The following is a 16,243-nucleotide window of genomic DNA, read 5'->3' as shown; positions in this document are numbered from 1 at the left end:
ATCAGCGTTTATTCCTTAACAACAGTTGAGATAGCGCCACCAGCACCAGCGACACCGCCAGCATGATGGTAGCCAGGGCATTCACCTCGGGCGACATGCCCACCTTGACCATGGAGTAGATTTTCAGCGGCAGAATTTCGTAACTTGGGCCGGTGACAAAAGAGCTGACGATCACATCGTCCAGCGACAGGGTAAAACTCAACAGCCAGCCGGCGGCAATGGCGGGCGCGGCCAGCGGCAGTATTATCTTGCAAAAGACAACCGCCTCGCCGGCACCGAGATCCCTTGCCGCTTCCAGCATACGCACATCAAATCCCTTGAGCCGTGAGTAAACGGTGATCACCACGAAGGGCAGGCAAAAGGTAATGTGGGCGAACAGCAGCGACCAGAAGCCGAGTGAAATCCCCAGCACCACAAACAGCGCCAGCAACGAAATGGCCATCACGATATCCGGCGACATCATCACCACAAACAGCATACCGCCCACAAACCCCTTGCCGCGAAACCGGTAGCGATACAGGGCCACCGCCGCCAGGGTGCCGATCAACGCAGCCGCACTGGCCGACACCAGGGCGACGGTCACCGAATGCCAGGCCGCCTCCATCAGGCTGGCGTTGTCGGCCAGGCGGACGAACCAGTCGAGGGTAAAGCCGTCCCAGCGAATACCGTAGCGAGAGCGGTTGAAGGCGTTGGCCATCAGCACGCCTATCGGGATATACAGGTAGGCGAACACCAGCAGCAAAAAACCGCTCTTGAGCCAGTTAATCATCGATCGATACCTTTCTGTTCAACATCTTCGCCGCCCGGTAATACAGATACATCATTCCCGCCATCAATACCGTCAGGGTCACGCTGGTGGCGGAGCCGAAGGGCCAGTCCCGGATATTGAGGAACTGGGTCTTGATGATGTTGCCAATCAGCAGGTTCTTGGCCCCGCCCAGCAGATCCGATATATAAAACATGCCCAGCGCCGGCAGAAACACCAGCAGACAACCGGCCACGATACCCGGCAGAGTCAGTGGCAGTATGATCCGGAAAAAACACGCCAGGGCTCCGGCCCCCAGATCCCGGGCCGCTTCCAGCTGCCGCCCGTCGAGCCTGTCGATGGCGGAGTACAAAGGCAGCACCATGAAGGGCAGCAGTATATACACCAGGCCGATGATCACCGCCACCTCGGTAAACATGATGCGCAGCGGCTGTTCAATTAGCCCCAGGCTCAGCAACACCGTATTGAGCAGCCCCTTGGTACCCAGCACCACCTTGAGCGCATAGGTACGGATCAGCGAGTTGGTCCAGAACGGCACTATTACCAGAAACAGCATCAGTGGCCGTATACGGGCCGGCAGCCGGGCGATGATAAAGGCGAACGGGTAGCCCACAGCCAGACACAGCAGGGTGGCGATACCGGCCATCAATAATGAATGCCCGAGTACTTTCACATACAGCGGATCGAGCAGGCGGCCGTAGCTGTCCAGGCTGAACACCAGGCTTATCAGGCTGGCGTGATCCCGGGTCATGAAACTGGTGGTAATGATCATCAGGTTGGGCAAAAACACAAACAGCAGCAACCAGCCGACGATAAGCGACACCGCCACATGCCTGAAACCATGGGCTTTAAAGCCAGCAGCCCGGCCTCTCCTGGCTTGCGCAGCCTTGCCTGGAGAACCTTTTTCCCGCAAACCGTCAGTGCTGTTCATAGGGCAACACCACCTCCCAGCTGTCGACCCAACTGAGGCTGACCTCTTGGCCCAGACGATGATCGAAATCCGGATCGTCCTCATCGAAGAACTCGGAGATCAGGATCTGCCGGCCAGACTGCAGCTCCACCCGCGACTCCAGGGTCGCGCCCTTGTACAACCGCTCAACAATGCGTCCCGGCACGCCCTTTTTATTCGAATCAATGGTTGGTGTATCGCCGATCTCGGAGCGACTCACGGTCATACGCACGTCTTCCGGACGCAACAACACGCACACCTTGTCACCGGCGCTGAACGGATGTCGACTGTGTACCTGGCATGCCCGACCTTCCACCCGGGCATGCCAGGTACCGGCCGGCTCGGCCGGCGCCAGTAGCTCGCCGTCCAGGATGTTGATCTCGCCGATAAAGCGAGCCACGAACAGGTTAGCGGGTGACTCGTAGATCTCCCGCGGGGTACCGTCCTGCACTATCTTGCCATCGCGCATTACCACAATCCGGTCGGACATGGACAGGGCTTCTTCCTGATCGTGGGTCACGAACACGAAGGTAATGCCGAGCCGGCGCTGCAGCTGCTTGAGCTCGGTCTGCATCTGTTTGCGCAATTTATAGTCGAGGGCACTAAGCGACTCGTCGAGCAGCAGCACCCTGGGGCGGTTGACCACGGCCCGGGCGATGGCCACCCGCTGTTGCTGGCCACCGGACAGCTGATGCGGATAGCGGGCGGCCATCTGCTCCAGCTGCACCATCTTCAGTGCCTCCTGAACCCGCAGCCGGATATCCGCCATCGGCAGCTTTCGCATGCGCAGACCAAAGGCCACGTTGTCGAACAGCGTCATGTGGGGGAAGAGGGCATAACTCTGAAAAACGGTATTCACGTGCCGATGTTCGGCCGCTACCCGGGTAATGTCTGCTTCGGCCAGGGTTATGCGGCCGCCGTCTGCCTGTTCCAGCCCGGCAAGCAGGCGCAGCACCGTGGTTTTACCGCAGCCGGAGGGGCCAAGAAGCGTGAGGAATTCGCCGTCATAAATGGATAAGTCCAGGTTGTCTATGATAGCTTTGCCGTCGAACGTTTTACTGACACCAGTCAGAGAGACCAGGGGAATAGTGTGTTCCGCCATGTACCCTTATACACATCGATGAAAACGCGCCGCGTTTTGATATAAAAAAAGAGCGCGCATTCTAGATCCGGGCTATAGCGAATTAAAACGAATAATTATGACCGAACCGAACACTTTTACTGTTTAACAACTGTCTGACCATTTTTTAATTCCCTTGTTTTTATAATGGCTTAGCGCTACTGCCTCAGGCCTCTTCCTCCGTTATAATGACACCACTTCACGTAAGAGACCGAATTATGAACGAACCACGATTTGCCCGGCTGCAACAATCGCTGGAGCAGGGCTTTACACTGACTCCCAAGGCTGTTTTTCAGGAGGCCTGGCAGCGTATTCAGGGCGCCAAGATGCCGATACTGCTGGCCACCATTGGCGTGGTCGGCTGCTGGCTGCTGTTGAACCAGTTATTGGTGACCGTCAGCGGTGAAAGCGAAGAAACCTCATGGAGTCTCAGCCTGCTGGGCCTGCTGATTTCCATGATCATGGCGCCCATGAGTGGCGGCCTGGACATGATGGGCGTGCACAGATCCGTCGACAGGCCCATACGCCCCAATCAGATCTTCGACTACTTCCGTTATCTGTTACCCCTGGCACTGGCCAGCATGATCATGGGCATCATCAGCAGCCTGTTTCTGCCTCTGGGTCAGAGCCTGGGACTGCCGCCCATGTTGTCGATGCTGCCGACGCTGATCCTGAGCGTGGCGCTGATGTTCACCTTTCCGTTGATCCTGGAAAAGGGACTGAGCCCGGTGCAGGCCATTCTCACCTCGTTGCGACTCTTTGCCCGTCAGTGGATGGTACTACTGTCTATTCATCTGATGATGATGCTGTTGTTCATGGGCGCGATATTGACCTTCGGCATCGGCCTTGTCTGGGTTGCTCCCCTGTATGTAGTGGTGAAGGGTATTCTCTACCGGGAAGCCTGCGGCGTTGAAGGTATACCGGACGACCGGCAGGCCCCTGCTTTCAACCCCCCTCCAAACACCCCGAAGAACAATACTCCCAAGGATCGTTTCGACGCATGAAGCTCTCTTTCATCATTGCCATGCTGGCCCTGACTGCCACCACGGCCCAGGCTACGCCGCTCAACCTGGGCTACAGCGGCTTTTACAAATACATGTCCAAGGTAGCAAAAGCCAAGGTAGAGCACGCCGAGCTCGGCTTTTATCTGAGCCGCACCGACGGGCAGGGGCTCTGTCACATAAAGTCTGGCATCATCCGGGTAGATGACTCGCTCAAGGGAGAGGTCAGGGTGCTGCCCCACGGCCAGTTTGTGCTGCCCTACGATAAACAGCTGGATCTGGACAAGGCGCTGGTCGAACTCGAGGTAGCCGATGCCGGACAGTGTGACATCTCCATCCAGATCCAGGCCGGCCTGGCCGCCGGCGATGTCTCCATGGCGCAACTACGCCAGGTAGAAGGCGAAATGTATCGTCTGTTGCAGAAGATGGCCGGCTGGCCCGGAAGATACTTGGTACCGGAACTGAAGGGGATAAAGCTACATCCGGCCGAGGCCGGGCAACGGCTGAACGGAGTGAAGCAATTAGAACTGAGTGCTGCCGAGCTGAAGGGCGAGCACACCCTGTCACTGCCGGCAGTACGGATCACGCCCTGGTTTTAACTTGCAGCACAAACATCTACCGTCTGAACTATTGGCTCGGTAATAATCGATACCAGGCAGGATAAAACTCTGACGCCTGCGTCAGTAATAGAAAGAGAGCATTAAAAAAGGCGCCGCGGCGCCTTTTTTGTTACTTCGTTCTATGGTTACTTCACTTCGATGATGTCGAGCCGCTCGCCCGGTGCCGGCGCGGTATCGTCCTCGTCCTCATCGACAAAGCGCGGTGCCACATCCGGTTTGTCGAAGCCGATATCGCCGCCGTCGATCACACCCGAGTCGCTGTTGATGCTCTTGAAGTCGAACTGCTGATGATCCAGCAGGTGAGAAGGTACTATTTGCTGCAGCGAGCGGAACATGCTTTCGATGCGGCCGGGGAAGCGTTTGTCCCAGTCTTGCAGCATGTTCTTGATGGCCTGACGTTGCAGATTCTCCTGCGAGCCGCACAGGTTGCAGGGGATAATCGGAAACTCACGGGCTTCGGCAAAGCGCACCAGGTCTTTTTCTTTACAGTAAGCCAGCGGACGGATCACCACATGCTTGCCGTTGTCGCTGACCAGCTTGGGCGGCATCGACTTCATGGTACCGCCGTAGAACATGTTCAGCAGCAGGGTTTCGAGAATGTCATCCCTGTGGTGGCCCAGGGCAATTTTAGTTGCGCCCAGCTCGGTGGCGGTACGATACAGAATACCCCGGCGCAGGCGGGAGCACAGCGAGCAGGTGGTTTTGCCTTCCGGCACCTTGTCCATCACGATGGAATAGGTGTCTTCTTCCACTATCCTGTATTCAACGCCCAGCTCGTCAAGGTAGGCGGGCAGCACATGCTCGGGAAAGCCCGGCTGTTTCTGATCCAGGTTCACCGCTATGATGTCGAAATTGATCGGCGCATGGGCTTTCATGTTGAGCAGAATATCGAGCATGGCATAACTGTCTTTGCCGCCGGACAGACACACCATGACCCGATCGCCGTCTTCAATCATGTTGAAGTCGGCAATGGCTTCGCCCACATGACGACGCAGTCGCTTGTGCAGTTTGTTGAAGTTGTATGCCTGCTTGGCTGCTGGAGCAGCAGACTTAACTTGTTCAGAAATGGCTTGTTCGGTCATGGTAACCCCGGTAAAAAAACTGGGGCTATTATAGTGACTGGCGCCCCGAGGGCAAGGCGCCAGTGGCGGGATCAGACGTCGGGGCGTAACACCAGTACATCACAGTTGAGCTTGTCGATCACGTGCTCGGCGGTATTACCGAGCAGGGCGGCGGACAGACCGGTGCGGCCGACCGATCCCAGGATCACCAGGCTGGCGTTGATGTTGTCGGCACAGCGGGGGATCACTTCTTCTGCCAGTCCTTCCTCCAGGTGCAACGCTTGAGATTCCAGATCGAAACGCACCGCATATTCATACAGGGCGCGCTCGTGGTGCTTCTTCACCGCGGCATTGTAGACATGAGGGTCGAAGTCGGGCAGCTCCAGCGCCATGTTGGTCGGGGTAATGGGGTAGGCATTCACCAGGTGCAGGCTGGCCGACAGCAACCGGGCCACTTCCGCACTTTCGGCGATAACCTTGTTATTCAGCGCCTCCTGGCCCCTGTCGTCACTGCAGCAGTTGACGGCCGCCAGCACATTGCCGCCCATGGGCCAGTCCCGCTCCTTGACCAGCAGCACCGGGCAAGTGCACTTGCGCAGCAGGTGCCAGTCGGTGGGAGTAAAGATAAAGGACTGGATCAGCGCATGCTTGTGCGTGCTTTTCACCACCAGATCATGCTGACCATCCTGTACCTGCTGAATAATGGCTTCGAACGGGCGGCTATGCCATACCACTTTGATATCAAAGCGTATCTTGCTGTCCTCATAGGGAGTAAGCAGGGTTTTCAGCCACTCTTCCCGCCCCTGGACCACCCCTTCACGCATTTCGTCCCGTTCGGTGCTGGACAGCATCGAGGTCATTTCATAAGAAAAGTCGTAGATGGGTAGAAACAGGGTGATAGCGGCCTGCTCCTGCAGGGCGGCGACAGACACGGCACGGTGCAGGGCCGGCTGGCTTTCTGCCACCGGATCCATTACCACCAGAATATGTTGATACTTGATCATAAACAGTCCCTTTCATGAAAGTAATAATCAGGCCGGGGTCGGTGCTCCAGCCAATTGGGCCAGCTCCGGCAGATCCACGATACGAATGTATTTACCGTCCACCTCGATAAGGTTGTTCTTCTGAAAACGGCCCAGCAGACGGCTGACGGTTTCGACGGTCAGTCCCAGATAGTTGCCGATATCGCCCCGGGTCATGGTCAGGCGAAACTCGCGGGCCGAAAAGCCGCGCTGAGAAAAACGACTCGACAGGGCGCACAGAAAAGAGGCCAGCCGTTCTTCGGCGGTTTTCTTGGAAAGCAGCAGTATCATCTGCTGATCGCCGTTGATCTCGTGGCTCATCAACCGCATGATTTGCTGCCGCAGACGGGGCAGCTTGCCCGACAAGTCGTCCAGTACCTCATAGGGGATCTCACATACCATGGCGGTTTCGAGCGCCTGGGCGAAGGAGGGGTGATTGCCGGTATTGATGGCGTCGAAGCCGATGAGATCACCGGCCAGATGGAAGGCGGTGATCTGTTCATCGCCCTGCTCGGTAATGGTATAAGACTTGATAGAGCCGGCACGAATAGCATAAAGCGCCCTTAGCTCTTCACCGGCCTTGAACAGTTGCTGACCTTTCTGAATCGGCTTCTTGCGCTCTATGATGTTATCCAGCTCGTCCAGCTCGTCGGAATTGAGCCCGAGCGGGATACATAACTGACTGATACTGCAATCCTGACAGTGAATTGCACAACTGCTCGTGGCAGTTTTAGTTGTTTTTATCTGATTTCCCATGGCTCAATACAGTGGTGGTATCACAGCACAATCATAGCACCGATACCTGGGGCTTAATAGCGTGTTAAAGCAGCGAAAAAGCCTGGTAAAGCGTAAACAAACCATAAAAAATCAACAAGATGCCAGAGCCTTGGCGAAACCCCGGATGATTGAGCCAATGCCTGAGTTGGCCGGCCAGGCCGCCCAGCGCCAGCAGGGTCGGCAGGGTGCCCATGCCGAACAGGGCCATCACCCGGGCGCCTTCCAGCACACCACCCGACACCGCACTCCAGGTCAGCGCCGAATACACCAGGCCACAAGGCAACCAGCCCCAGATCATGCCGAAGGGCAGGGCCGCCACGGGATGTCTGAACGGCACAAAACGACCGGCCAGCGGTTTAAGGTGACGCCAGAGACCATTGCCCAGCTTCTCCAGTTTCAGCAACACAAACCACCAGCGCGCCAGATAGAGTCCGAGCAATATGGTCATCACCCCGGCCAGCAGTCGTAAAAACACCAGACCCTGCTTGCCCAGGCTGACGTCGGCCAGGCTGGCGAAAACGCCGCCGACCAGGGCGCCGGCCAGGCTGTAACTCAGGATACGACCGACGTTGTAGCTAAGCAGATACAACCACTGCCAGCGGCGCTGGGTCGTGGGAATGGCCATGGAAAAGGCCGCCGCCACGCCGCCGCACATGGCGATGCAGTGACCAGCCCCCAACAGGCCAATCAGCAGCGCCGCCCAGGCATCAAGCTGAGTGGTCATGCTGTTCCTGCTGCTTGTGGCTGTCTTGCTTCTGAGCCGGTTGAACGTTGCGTTGCGCCTGTTGATGAGCCACCTCGTCATCATCAAACAGGATATTGCTGCCATGCCGATCCAGGTCTTCGAACTGGTCGCTTTTTACCGACCAGAAGAAGACGGCGATAGCGATGGCAACAAACACCATGGCGATGGGGATCATCAGGTACCAGATTTCGACGTCGTTCATAGTCGGGAAAGCCTCAGCGAATTGGTCATCACAATCAGGGAGCTGGCCGACATACCGATCATCGCAAACCAGGGGGAAACCTGGCCCATCGCCGCCAGCGGCAGTATCACCAGGTTATAACCCAGCGCCCAGCTAAAGTTCTGTTTGATCACCCGCCGGCAGCGGGCGGAGATATGCCGGGCGGTGAGAATATGCCGCAGATCGTCGGCCAGCATGATGGCATCGGCACTGTTTTTGGCGATATCGGTGCCGCCGGCCATGGCGAAGGACACATGAGCCCCGGCCAGCACAGGCGCATCGTTGATGCCGTCACCAACCATCAGGCAGATGTCACCGGCCTGATCGCAACGGCGCAAATAGGCCAGCTTGTCATCGGGGCTGGCGTGCTTGATTAGCCCGTCGACACCCAACCGCTCGGCAACCCGTTCGGCCTGACCGGAGCTGTCACCGGTGAGAATGGTGGTGGCGATCCCCTGAGCCCGGCAGTCACGAATCAAGGCACCGGCTTCTTCGCGTAGCGGATCGGTCAGCTCGAAACGTGCGACAAGACCTTGCTCATTGGCCAGATAGACACAGAGCTCGGCGTCCTGATTATCCGGTGCCAGCCAGGCACCGCTGCCCAGATGCCAGCGGGTACCATCAATCTGGCCACTGACGCCGCAGCCGACCCGGTTTTCTCGCCCGGACACCTGCAACCGTTCGTTCCGATAAGGCCGGAAGGCACGGGCAATGGGGTGTTCCGACTGGGCTTCCAGCGCCGCGGCCATGGCCAGCCCCTGCGACTCACTCAATTCGGCCAGCGGGGTGACAGCAGTCACGGCCACCTCGCCCCGGGTCAGGGTACCGGTTTTGTCGAACACGATGCGAGTGACCTTGGGCAGGGTATCCAGCACATGAGCCCGGCGTACCAGCACGCCCGAACGGCTCAGACGGGAAGTGGCCACCGTCAGTGCGGTAGGGGTCGCCAGCGACAGGGCACAGGGGCAGGTTGCCACCAGCACCGACAGCATGACCCAGAACGCCTTGTCGGCATCGAGCTGCAGCCACACCAGATAGGTAGCCAGGGTCACCAGCAACAGCGCCGCCACAAAGTAGCGGGACAACTGATCGGCCAGAATGGCCACCCTGGGTTTTTCCGCCAGGGCCTCGTCCTGGGCGCGCAGAATTTCCGATACCCGGGCGTCGGCCAGAGGGCGCAGTACCCGCAGCCGCAAGGGCGATTCCACGTTGGTGGTACCGGCAAAGACGATGTCTCCGGGGTGGCGGCTGACCGGCAGGTGTTCGCCGGTCAGCATCGATTCATCCACGCTGGTGCTGCCGTCGAGTATGTGTGCATCGGCCGGGATCTGGCTGCCCGGGGCCACCAGCACCGTCTGACCCGATTGCAGGGTTTTGGCGGCCACTTCCTGCTCGCCGTCTTCGGTTTCAACCCGGGCCAGCATGGGCACCAGCAAGGTCAGGTTGGCGGTGGTTTCCGAGGCCCGGCGCTTGGCCCGCATTTCGAGAAAACGGCCGGTCAGCAGCAGAAAGGCAAACATGGACACACATTCGTAATAGACGTCACCGGTCCGGGTGACGGTGGCATACACGGAGGCGAAGAAAGCAAACACCATGGCCAGCGATACCGGCAAGTCCATGTTCAGCGCCCGGTTTTTAAGCCCGCGCCAGGCATTGCGATAGAAGGGCAGGGCTGAGTAGGTCATCACAGGGATGGACAGCCAGAGGCTTATCCAGCGGAAATATTCGACCAGATCGGCATCGGTGCCCGGAAACAAATCTTCATATAGGGCCAGTGCTACCATCATCACCTGCATGCTGGCGATGCCTGCCACGCCCATGCGCAGCAGATAAGACTTCACTTCCCGGTTGTAGGCCTGTTCCTGCTGATGGGGCTGAAAGGGCCGAGCCTGATAGCCGATGTCGGAAAAGGCCGCCAGCAGCTGGCTCAAGGGCACCTGTTCACCGTGCCAGCGCAGCCGAGCCCGCTCCGTGGTGGTATTGACCTGAATCAATGACACCCCCGGCACCCGCGACAGATGGCGCTCGATCAGCCAGGCACAGGCGGCACAACTCAGGCCGGAAATGGAGAGCTGTACCTCCTTGAGGTGGTCTTTATCGCTGACGAAGTCCTGCTGTATTTCGGCCAGATCGTAATGTTGCAGCTGTTTCAGCTCGTCGGGAACCGCGTCAGCCCTGGGGGCCGGCGCGGAGCGATGTTGATAGTAGCTGCCCAGGCCGCACTCGATGATGGTGTCGGCCACCGCCAGGCAGCCGGGACAACAAAAGGGTCGATTGATGCCCTCCAGCTGTAGTTGATGTCTGCTGCCGGGGGGAATGGCTTCACCGCAGTGAAAACAGCCGCTCACGATCAGCTCCCGGCGCGAATGATCAGCCGATCGGCTATCGGCAGGCTGATGCGCTTTTGCATGCGCCAGTGGCCATCGAAGGCCTCAATCTGCAGGTTCCACTGGCCCTTCATCAAAGGCTGCTCAAGCCGCTCGCGGTATACTCCGCCCGCATCGCTGGTCATCAGCATTTGTTGGTCCTGCTTGGCCAGAGTGGGGTGGTTGAAGTGGACTCGCACCGCCTCACCATTATTATGCTGACCGTCTATCTTGAGGGCAATTTGGCCGTCCTGATAGCGCAGCTCGGCCACCAGACCGAGGTCGGCGGCGGTTTTCAATTCACTGAGATCCTGGTTGATGGCTCGGCCTTTTTTGTAGTAGTCATCGACCACCATGCTGTCGGCCCCGGAGCTTGCCAGGTGGAAGGTATAAAGGCTGGCCGCCACCGCACACAGCGGCAATACGATAAGAAACCAGGGCCAGAACTGCTGATACCAGGGACGTTGCATAACCAATTCCTACGACAAAAAAAGCGGTGACTAATATAACAAAAAAAGCCCCGACCAGCGGGGCTTTTTAACCAAAGCCCGGTGGGCCTTATTTAGTGTTGTTCAGGCTGTAAACATATGCTGAAAGCAGATGAACCTTGTCTTCGCCCAGAATGTCTTTCCAGGCAGGCATGACGCCGGCACGACCGTTGCGCACGCTGTCTTCCACCGCGGCGCGAGAGCCACCATAGAGCCAGATACCATCGGTCAGGTTGGGCGCACCCACGGCCTGGTTGCCCTTGCCGTCCATACCATGGCAGGCGGCACACATGGCGAAGCGTGCCTGACCCTTCTGGGCTTCTACCGGGTCAACCTTACGGCCGGACAGGCTCAGTACATAGGAGGTTACTTCACGCACGCCGTCTTCACCGAGGCTGGCACCCCAGGCCGGCATGGCACCTTTGCGACCATGAAGCAGGGTAGTTTTGATCTGCTCGGGCGTACCGCCATACAGCCAGTCGGCATCGGTCAGGTTGGGGAAGCCGCGGGCACCGCGGGCGTCCGAGCCATGACACTGGGCACAGTTCTGCAAAAACAGACGCTGGCCAACCTTGGTGGCATCTTCGTCCAGAGCGATGTCGGCAATGGCACGATAGGTAGTGCCATCGGCTTCATAGGTCAGCTCACGGAACTTGGCGCCAAACACCTCATCGGCCTTGACCATTTCCCGCTCGTACTGCACCAGCTTGCCCTGCTCACGCGCGTCGGCCGAAGCCGCGTGATACTCTTCCACCGAACGCACGTTCTGGTTGGAGCTCTGCCAGCCCAGCAGGCCCTTGAAGTTACCCAGACCCGGATACAGTGCCAGATAGAACAGCGCAAACACCACCATGAACACGAACAGATACGACCACCACTTGGGCAGCGGATTGTTCAGTTCGGTAATACCATCATAGGTATGGCCGGTAGGCGCACCTTCTTCCATCCCCATCTTGTCACGAGAACACCAGACCAACAGAGCCAGACAACCAAAAATGGTGCCCAGGCTGATGATGGTGACAAAAACACTTAGAAAAGTACTCATTTTTTATTAGCTCCTGCGCGATCCTGCTCAGTCCCCGGAGGCGTTCCGCTCGCCTGGTTTTCATCATCAAAAATAGAGCTGGCTATCGCATCGAACCTGTCTTTGCGTCGTTTACCGTAGGCCCACCAGACCAGACCGATAAACAGCACAAACAACAACAGCGTCTGATAACTGATCAGCGTCGGCTTGAGCGCTTCCAGGGTACTGAAATCCATAATCGACTCCGGTTATTTAAGGGCGTGGCCCAAAGACTGCAGATAGGCGATGATGGCATCCATCTCGGTCTTGCCCTTCACCGCGGCCTCGGCACCGGCAATGTCGGCATCGGTATAGGGAACGCCGAAGCTGTCGCGGAACAGGGCCAACTTGTCGGCAGTGTGCTCGCCATCCAGTATGTTGGTCTCCAACCAGGGGAACCCGGGCATGTTCGACTCGGGCACCACGTTACGCGGGTTGAGCAGGTGCACACGGTGCCACTCGTCGGAGTAACGACCGCCTACGCGCGCCAGATCGGGACCGGTACGCTTGGAACCCCACAGGAACGGATGCTCCCACACGCTTTCACCGGCAACGGAGTAGTTACCATAGCGCTCGGTTTCGGCACGGAAGGGGCGGATCATCTGGCTGTGACACACATGACATCCGTCGCGAATATAAATATCACGACCTTCCATTTCCAGCGCGGTATAAGGGCGCAGACCCTCTACCGGTTCGTTGGTCTGCTGCTGGAAAAACAGCGGCACGATTTCGACCAGGCCACCGAAGCTGATGGCGATGACGGTGAGTATCACCAACCAGGTTGTGTTTGTTTCGACCAACTCGTGACGATTATTTGGGTTCTTCATTCACAAGTCTCCTTATGCCGGTTGGGGAATGGCTTGCAGGGAGCCTTTCGGCGCCTGAATGGTACGATAGGTGTTGTAAGCCATCAGCAACATGCCGGTCACGAAGAAGCAGCCACCCAGGAAGCGAACGAAATAGAACGGGTACGAGGCTTGCAGACTTTCAACGAAGCTGTAGGTCAGGGTGCCGTCGTCGTTTACCGCGCGCCACATCAGGCCCTGCATCACACCGCTGATCCACATGGACACTATGTACAGCACGGTACCAATGGTCGCCAGCCAGAAATGCGTGTTGATAAGCTTCATGCTGTACATGCGTTCCTGATTGAACAGGTTGGGGATCAGATGGTAAACGGCGCCGATGGAGATCATGGCAACCCAACCCAGCGCTCCGGAGTGCACGTGACCCACGGTCCAATCGGTGTAGTGAGACAGGGCGTTGACAGTTTTGATCGCCATCATGGGGCCTTCGAAGGTGGACATGCCGTAGAACGACAGGGACACGATCAAAAAGCGCAGAATGGGGTCATAACGCAGCTTGTGCCAGGCGCCGGACAGGGTCATGATGCCGTTGATCATACCACCCCAGGAAGGGACGAACAGGATCAGTGACATCACCATACCCAGAGACTGGGCCCAGTCGGGCAGGGCGGTATAATGCAGGTGGTGCGAGCCGGCCCAGATATACAGGGTGATCAGCGCCCAGAAGTGCACGATGGACAAACGGTAAGAATAAACCGGACGACCCGCCTGCTTGGGCACGAAGTAGTACATCATACCCAGGAAACCGGCAGTCAGCAGGAAGCCAACGGCGTTATGACCGTACCACCACTGAATCATGGCATCGGCAGCACCGGCATACATGGAGTAGGACTTCATGCCAGTCAGGGGGATCGCCATGCTGTTGACCAGATGCAGCACGGTAACGGTCAGAATAAAGCCGCCGTAGAACCAGTTCGCCACATAAATGTGGGAGGTCGTACGCTTGTACAGGGTTCCGAAGAACACGATAGCGTAAGACACCCATACGATGGCGATGGCGACATCGATCGGCCATTCCAGCTCGGCATATTCCTTGGAGGAGGTATACCCCTGAGGCAGGGTGATGATCGCCGCCAGAATAATGGCTTGCCAGCCCCAGAATACGAACGATGCCAGCGGGCCACCAAAGAGGCGGACCTGACAGGTACGCTGCACCACATAGAAGGAGGTAGCCATCAGCGCGCTACACCCAAACGCAAAAATAACCGCGTTGGTATGTAATGGACGTAATCGGCTATAGGTTAGCCAGGGCGTTTCGAAGTTGAGGGCAGGCCAGATAAGTTGTGCTGCGATCAGCACACCCAACGACATACCGACGATACCCCAGACTACGGTCATGACCGTAAACTGGCGAACTACAGTATAGTTGTAGTTTGGTTGATTATTAGTTTGACTCATCGTTATAGTTCCGCTTCCACTGCTGTTATTCAGGTTTGCGTTCACACAGGGGTGCTCACGTCGGAAGGATTGAAGACAACCGTTTTTCGTTGGTGTTATCAGGTACCTGAACGGCTTCGTTAACTTTATGTTAACAAAGCAAATCGGGAGACACTGAATGCACCGCGACGATGATAAATGAGTGGCTGCAAAAATAACAGTATAAACAGTAATATGATTACCACTTAACCCCCCTCATAAGGCATAAGAAACTACTTTGATCAAGATCAAGCAAGGGAGTGGATTGTATGCAATACAGGAACTGAATTGACATGAGAGATCGACTAACCGGGCCCAAACTGGTGCAAATTTTGCTGGTGCTGGGAGTTTTATCGGGCGCATTTTGGCTCCGAACCTATATCGACGGCGGTGAGGACACCACATCGGAGAAAGAAAATGCAGAATTTTGTGATATATCTCACGAAAAATGCCGGGTGCATCGGGTGCATCGGGTGCATCGGGGGGAATGGTGGGCCGAGGCACAATTGCAGGCCGACAGACTACAGCCGGAATCACCGTTTCAGCTGATACTGACGTTTTCCGATCCCGAGGTAAAGGTCACCCGCAGCCGGCTGGAGGGGGAAACCATGTACATGGGCACCTTGCCGGCCCTGATCAGCGAAAGTACTCCGGGCCACTGGCAGGGGCAGGCACTGGTAGGAGCCTGTACCGAGCGCAGCATGGTGTGGGCCTGGGTACTGGACATCGAACATAATGGCGAACCACAGCAGCTGAAGTTTTTGTTTGAAGTAGAACGTTAATACCGCTCCCAACGTCGGACAAAGGGCCTGCTCCACAGACCCGCTTCAAGCACATCCACATCCACGTGATGATCGACGGAGCAGATCCCTCTTTGTCCTCCTGATACTGCAGCGTCGCCTGTTGGTCTCGTCAGACAACACGGCGGTGTTGCCTCTGCAACCCTGCTTAATCGCTTACTTACTACTCAAAGCTGTCTTTTAGAAAAGTCTGCAACTGGCGCCATGAGTCCTGATCCGCCGCTTCATCGTAACCCACCGGCATCTTGAACTCGGCCGCGACCCTATCGGCGTCCGGGTTGGTAAAGGCGTGCAGGGCACCGGGGTAATTCACCAGCACATAATCGGCGCCGGCCGCGTCCATTTCCTGCCGAAAGGTGGCGACCTGCTCGGCGGGCACCAGAGGATCGGCGGCGCCGTTGAATACCGCAATACGAATGTTACTGCCGGCGGGCAGGGGATTTGCCTTGGGAGTCAGGGAGCCGTGAAAACTGGCCACCGCCGCCAAAGGTGCACCACTACGAGCCATGTGCAGCACGACACCACCACCATAACAGTAGCCAACTGCCGCCATGGGACTGCCGGCCACCCGCGGATGCCGGGCCAGTTGCTCGCGGGCCACGTTGAAACGCCGTTCCGCCTGGGGGAGGGAAGCCAGTGACGCCCTGGCAAACTCACCGGCCTCGGAAGGATGATTGGCTTCTCTGCCATCACCATACATGTCCAGCGCCAGGGCCACATAGCCAAGCTCGGCCAGCATCTCGGCGCGACGACGAATATAATCATTCAGCCCCCACCATTCATGCACCACCAGTACACCGGGTAGCGGGGAAGCCAGACGGTCATCAAACGCCAGATACCCCTGGAACTCCTGACCATCAACCTGATAGCCGACCGACTCGGTAACCAGCGCCGCCTGAGTGGAAAAACCCAGTACGGCGGCAACCATTATGCTGTATCTGTTCATAAAGCGCCTATCTGCCG

Annotated in this window: 18 protein-coding genes; 3 read left to right on the top strand and 15 right to left on the bottom strand. The window is 57.4% G+C overall.

All coding sequences use genetic code 11. From position 1 onward, the window contains the following. Position 1: 1 nt before the first annotated feature. Genes potC through potA form a run of 3 tightly spaced genes read right to left on the bottom strand, consistent with a single transcriptional unit; the run spans position 2 to position 2,817 of the window. Positions 2-769, bottom strand: a complete 768-nt coding sequence (gene potC / locus ACLEIV_RS00180) for a spermidine/putrescine ABC transporter permease PotC (protein WP_410454654.1) — start codon at positions 767-769, stop codon at positions 2-4. Beyond that, the gene (gene potB, locus ACLEIV_RS00175; RefSeq protein WP_410454653.1) at positions 762-1,697 is read right to left on the bottom strand and encodes a spermidine/putrescine ABC transporter permease PotB; all 936 of its coding nucleotides are present in this window, start codon (positions 1,695-1,697) and stop codon (positions 762-764) included. Before potB ends, potC begins: the two co-directional genes overlap by 8 nt. Next, positions 1,684-2,817: a spermidine/putrescine ABC transporter ATP-binding protein PotA gene (potA, locus tag ACLEIV_RS00170; protein ID WP_410454652.1), complete on the bottom strand. Its 1,134-nt coding sequence runs from the start codon at positions 2,815-2,817 to the stop codon at positions 1,684-1,686. Before potA ends, potB begins: the two co-directional genes overlap by 14 nt. Positions 2,818-3,053: 236 nt before the next feature. Between potA and ACLEIV_RS00165 the strand changes: the two genes are divergently transcribed. Continuing rightward, entirely contained in the window at positions 3,054-3,839 is a 786-nt protein-coding gene (locus ACLEIV_RS00165; RefSeq protein ID WP_410454651.1) for a DUF2189 domain-containing protein, read from the top strand. Continuing rightward, positions 3,836-4,435, top strand: a complete 600-nt coding sequence (locus ACLEIV_RS00160; RefSeq protein WP_410454650.1) for a DUF2987 domain-containing protein — start codon at positions 3,836-3,838, stop codon at positions 4,433-4,435. The genes ACLEIV_RS00165 and ACLEIV_RS00160 overlap by 4 nt, the downstream gene beginning before the upstream one ends. Before the next feature lie 146 nt (positions 4,436-4,581). Here ACLEIV_RS00160 and ttcA read toward each other — a convergent pair whose 3' ends face one another. From ttcA to ccoN, 11 genes are all read right to left on the bottom strand, one after another. After that, on the bottom strand, positions 4,582-5,538 hold the full coding sequence (gene ttcA, locus ACLEIV_RS00155; RefSeq protein ID WP_410454649.1) for a tRNA 2-thiocytidine(32) synthetase TtcA: 957 nt from the start codon (positions 5,536-5,538) through the stop codon (positions 4,582-4,584). 71 nt (positions 5,539-5,609) lie between these two features. Next, positions 5,610-6,521, bottom strand: a complete 912-nt coding sequence (gene uspE, locus ACLEIV_RS00150) for a universal stress protein UspE (RefSeq protein ID WP_410454648.1) — start codon at positions 6,519-6,521, stop codon at positions 5,610-5,612. Positions 6,522-6,548: 27 nt separating this feature from the next. Further along, positions 6,549-7,295: an FNR family transcription factor gene (locus tag ACLEIV_RS00145; RefSeq protein WP_410454647.1), complete on the bottom strand. Its 747-nt coding sequence runs from the start codon at positions 7,293-7,295 to the stop codon at positions 6,549-6,551. A 64-nt stretch (positions 7,296-7,359) separates the two neighbouring features. Further along, positions 7,360-8,040 carry a sulfite exporter TauE/SafE family protein gene (locus ACLEIV_RS00140; protein ID WP_410454646.1) on the bottom strand — a complete coding sequence of 227 codons (681 nt, stop codon included), beginning with the start codon at positions 8,038-8,040 and terminating at the stop codon, positions 7,360-7,362. Continuing rightward, entirely contained in the window at positions 8,024-8,263 is a 240-nt protein-coding gene (gene ccoS, locus ACLEIV_RS00135) for a cbb3-type cytochrome oxidase assembly protein CcoS (protein WP_410454645.1), read from the bottom strand. The genes ACLEIV_RS00140 and ccoS overlap by 17 nt, the downstream gene beginning before the upstream one ends. Continuing rightward, on the bottom strand, positions 8,260-10,629 hold the full coding sequence (locus tag ACLEIV_RS00130; RefSeq protein WP_410454644.1) for a heavy metal translocating P-type ATPase: 2,370 nt from the start codon (positions 10,627-10,629) through the stop codon (positions 8,260-8,262). The genes ccoS and ACLEIV_RS00130 overlap by 4 nt, the downstream gene beginning before the upstream one ends. A gap of 2 nt (positions 10,630-10,631) precedes the next feature. Next, the gene (locus ACLEIV_RS00125) at positions 10,632-11,117 is read right to left on the bottom strand and encodes a FixH family protein (protein ID WP_410454643.1); all 486 of its coding nucleotides are present in this window, start codon (positions 11,115-11,117) and stop codon (positions 10,632-10,634) included. A gap of 88 nt (positions 11,118-11,205) precedes the next feature. Then, the gene (gene ccoP / locus ACLEIV_RS00120; protein ID WP_410454642.1) at positions 11,206-12,180 is read right to left on the bottom strand and encodes a cytochrome-c oxidase, cbb3-type subunit III; all 975 of its coding nucleotides are present in this window, start codon (positions 12,178-12,180) and stop codon (positions 11,206-11,208) included. Beyond that, positions 12,177-12,395, bottom strand: coding sequence for a cbb3-type cytochrome oxidase subunit 3 (locus ACLEIV_RS00115; protein WP_410454641.1), 219 nt, complete (start codon positions 12,393-12,395; stop codon positions 12,177-12,179). The genes ccoP and ACLEIV_RS00115 overlap by 4 nt, the downstream gene beginning before the upstream one ends. 12 nt (positions 12,396-12,407) lie before the next feature. Continuing rightward, the gene (gene ccoO, locus ACLEIV_RS00110) at positions 12,408-13,025 is read right to left on the bottom strand and encodes a cytochrome-c oxidase, cbb3-type subunit II (RefSeq protein WP_410454640.1); all 618 of its coding nucleotides are present in this window, start codon (positions 13,023-13,025) and stop codon (positions 12,408-12,410) included. A gap of 12 nt (positions 13,026-13,037) precedes the next feature. Next, entirely contained in the window at positions 13,038-14,462 is a 1,425-nt protein-coding gene (ccoN, locus tag ACLEIV_RS00105; protein ID WP_410454639.1) for a cytochrome-c oxidase, cbb3-type subunit I, read from the bottom strand. Positions 14,463-14,773: 311 nt separating this feature from the next. Between ccoN and ACLEIV_RS00100 the strand changes: the two genes are divergently transcribed. After that, positions 14,774-15,262 (top strand): hypothetical protein, encoded by a 489-nt coding sequence (locus tag ACLEIV_RS00100; RefSeq protein ID WP_410454638.1) that lies wholly within the window; start codon positions 14,774-14,776, stop codon positions 15,260-15,262. 181 nt (positions 15,263-15,443) lie between these two features. Here the strand turns inward: ACLEIV_RS00100 and ACLEIV_RS00095 are convergent, their stop codons facing one another. Continuing rightward, on the bottom strand, positions 15,444-16,226 hold the full coding sequence (locus ACLEIV_RS00095; protein WP_410454637.1) for a dienelactone hydrolase family protein: 783 nt from the start codon (positions 16,224-16,226) through the stop codon (positions 15,444-15,446). Positions 16,227-16,243 lie beyond the last annotated feature (17 nt).

The organism is Oceanisphaera submarina, from assembly GCF_046521305.1.
Taxonomy (GTDB): Bacteria; Pseudomonadota; Gammaproteobacteria; order Enterobacterales; family Aeromonadaceae; genus Oceanimonas; species Oceanimonas submarina.
Note: the sequence above shows the minus strand (reverse complement) of the source record. Positions and strands in the feature narration are given on the sequence as shown.

What these genes read in the sequence shown, in the direction of transcription:
- potC (WP_410454654.1), bottom strand. Translation starts at nt 769, where the DNA reads ATGATTAACTGGCTCAAGAGCGGTTTTTTGCTGCTGGTGTTCGCCTAC.
- potB (WP_410454653.1), bottom strand. Translation starts at nt 1,697, where the DNA reads ATGAACAGCACTGACGGTTTGCGGGAAAAAGGTTCTCCAGGCAAGGCT.
- potA (WP_410454652.1), bottom strand. Translation starts at nt 2,817, where the DNA reads ATGGCGGAACACACTATTCCCCTGGTCTCTCTGACTGGTGTCAGTAAA.
- ACLEIV_RS00165 (WP_410454651.1), top strand. Translation starts at nt 3,054, where the DNA reads ATGAACGAACCACGATTTGCCCGGCTGCAACAATCGCTGGAGCAGGGC.
- ACLEIV_RS00160 (WP_410454650.1), top strand. Translation starts at nt 3,836, where the DNA reads ATGAAGCTCTCTTTCATCATTGCCATGCTGGCCCTGACTGCCACCACG.
- ttcA (WP_410454649.1), bottom strand. Translation starts at nt 5,538, where the DNA reads ATGACCGAACAAGCCATTTCTGAACAAGTTAAGTCTGCTGCTCCAGCA.
- uspE (WP_410454648.1), bottom strand. Translation starts at nt 6,521, where the DNA reads ATGATCAAGTATCAACATATTCTGGTGGTAATGGATCCGGTGGCAGAA.
- ACLEIV_RS00145 (WP_410454647.1), bottom strand. Translation starts at nt 7,295, where the DNA reads ATGGGAAATCAGATAAAAACAACTAAAACTGCCACGAGCAGTTGTGCA.
- ACLEIV_RS00140 (WP_410454646.1), bottom strand. Translation starts at nt 8,040, where the DNA reads ATGACCACTCAGCTTGATGCCTGGGCGGCGCTGCTGATTGGCCTGTTG.
- ccoS (WP_410454645.1), bottom strand. Translation starts at nt 8,263, where the DNA reads ATGAACGACGTCGAAATCTGGTACCTGATGATCCCCATCGCCATGGTG.
- ACLEIV_RS00125 (WP_410454643.1), bottom strand. Translation starts at nt 11,117, where the DNA reads ATGCAACGTCCCTGGTATCAGCAGTTCTGGCCCTGGTTTCTTATCGTA.
- ccoP (WP_410454642.1), bottom strand. Translation starts at nt 12,180, where the DNA reads ATGAGTACTTTTCTAAGTGTTTTTGTCACCATCATCAGCCTGGGCACC.
- ACLEIV_RS00115 (WP_410454641.1), bottom strand. Translation starts at nt 12,395, where the DNA reads ATGGATTTCAGTACCCTGGAAGCGCTCAAGCCGACGCTGATCAGTTAT.
- ccoO (WP_410454640.1), bottom strand. Translation starts at nt 13,025, where the DNA reads ATGAAGAACCCAAATAATCGTCACGAGTTGGTCGAAACAAACACAACC.
- ccoN (WP_410454639.1), bottom strand. Translation starts at nt 14,462, where the DNA reads ATGAGTCAAACTAATAATCAACCAAACTACAACTATACTGTAGTTCGC.
- ACLEIV_RS00100 (WP_410454638.1), top strand. Translation starts at nt 14,774, where the DNA reads ATGAGAGATCGACTAACCGGGCCCAAACTGGTGCAAATTTTGCTGGTG.
- ACLEIV_RS00095 (WP_410454637.1), bottom strand. Translation starts at nt 16,226, where the DNA reads ATGAACAGATACAGCATAATGGTTGCCGCCGTACTGGGTTTTTCCACT.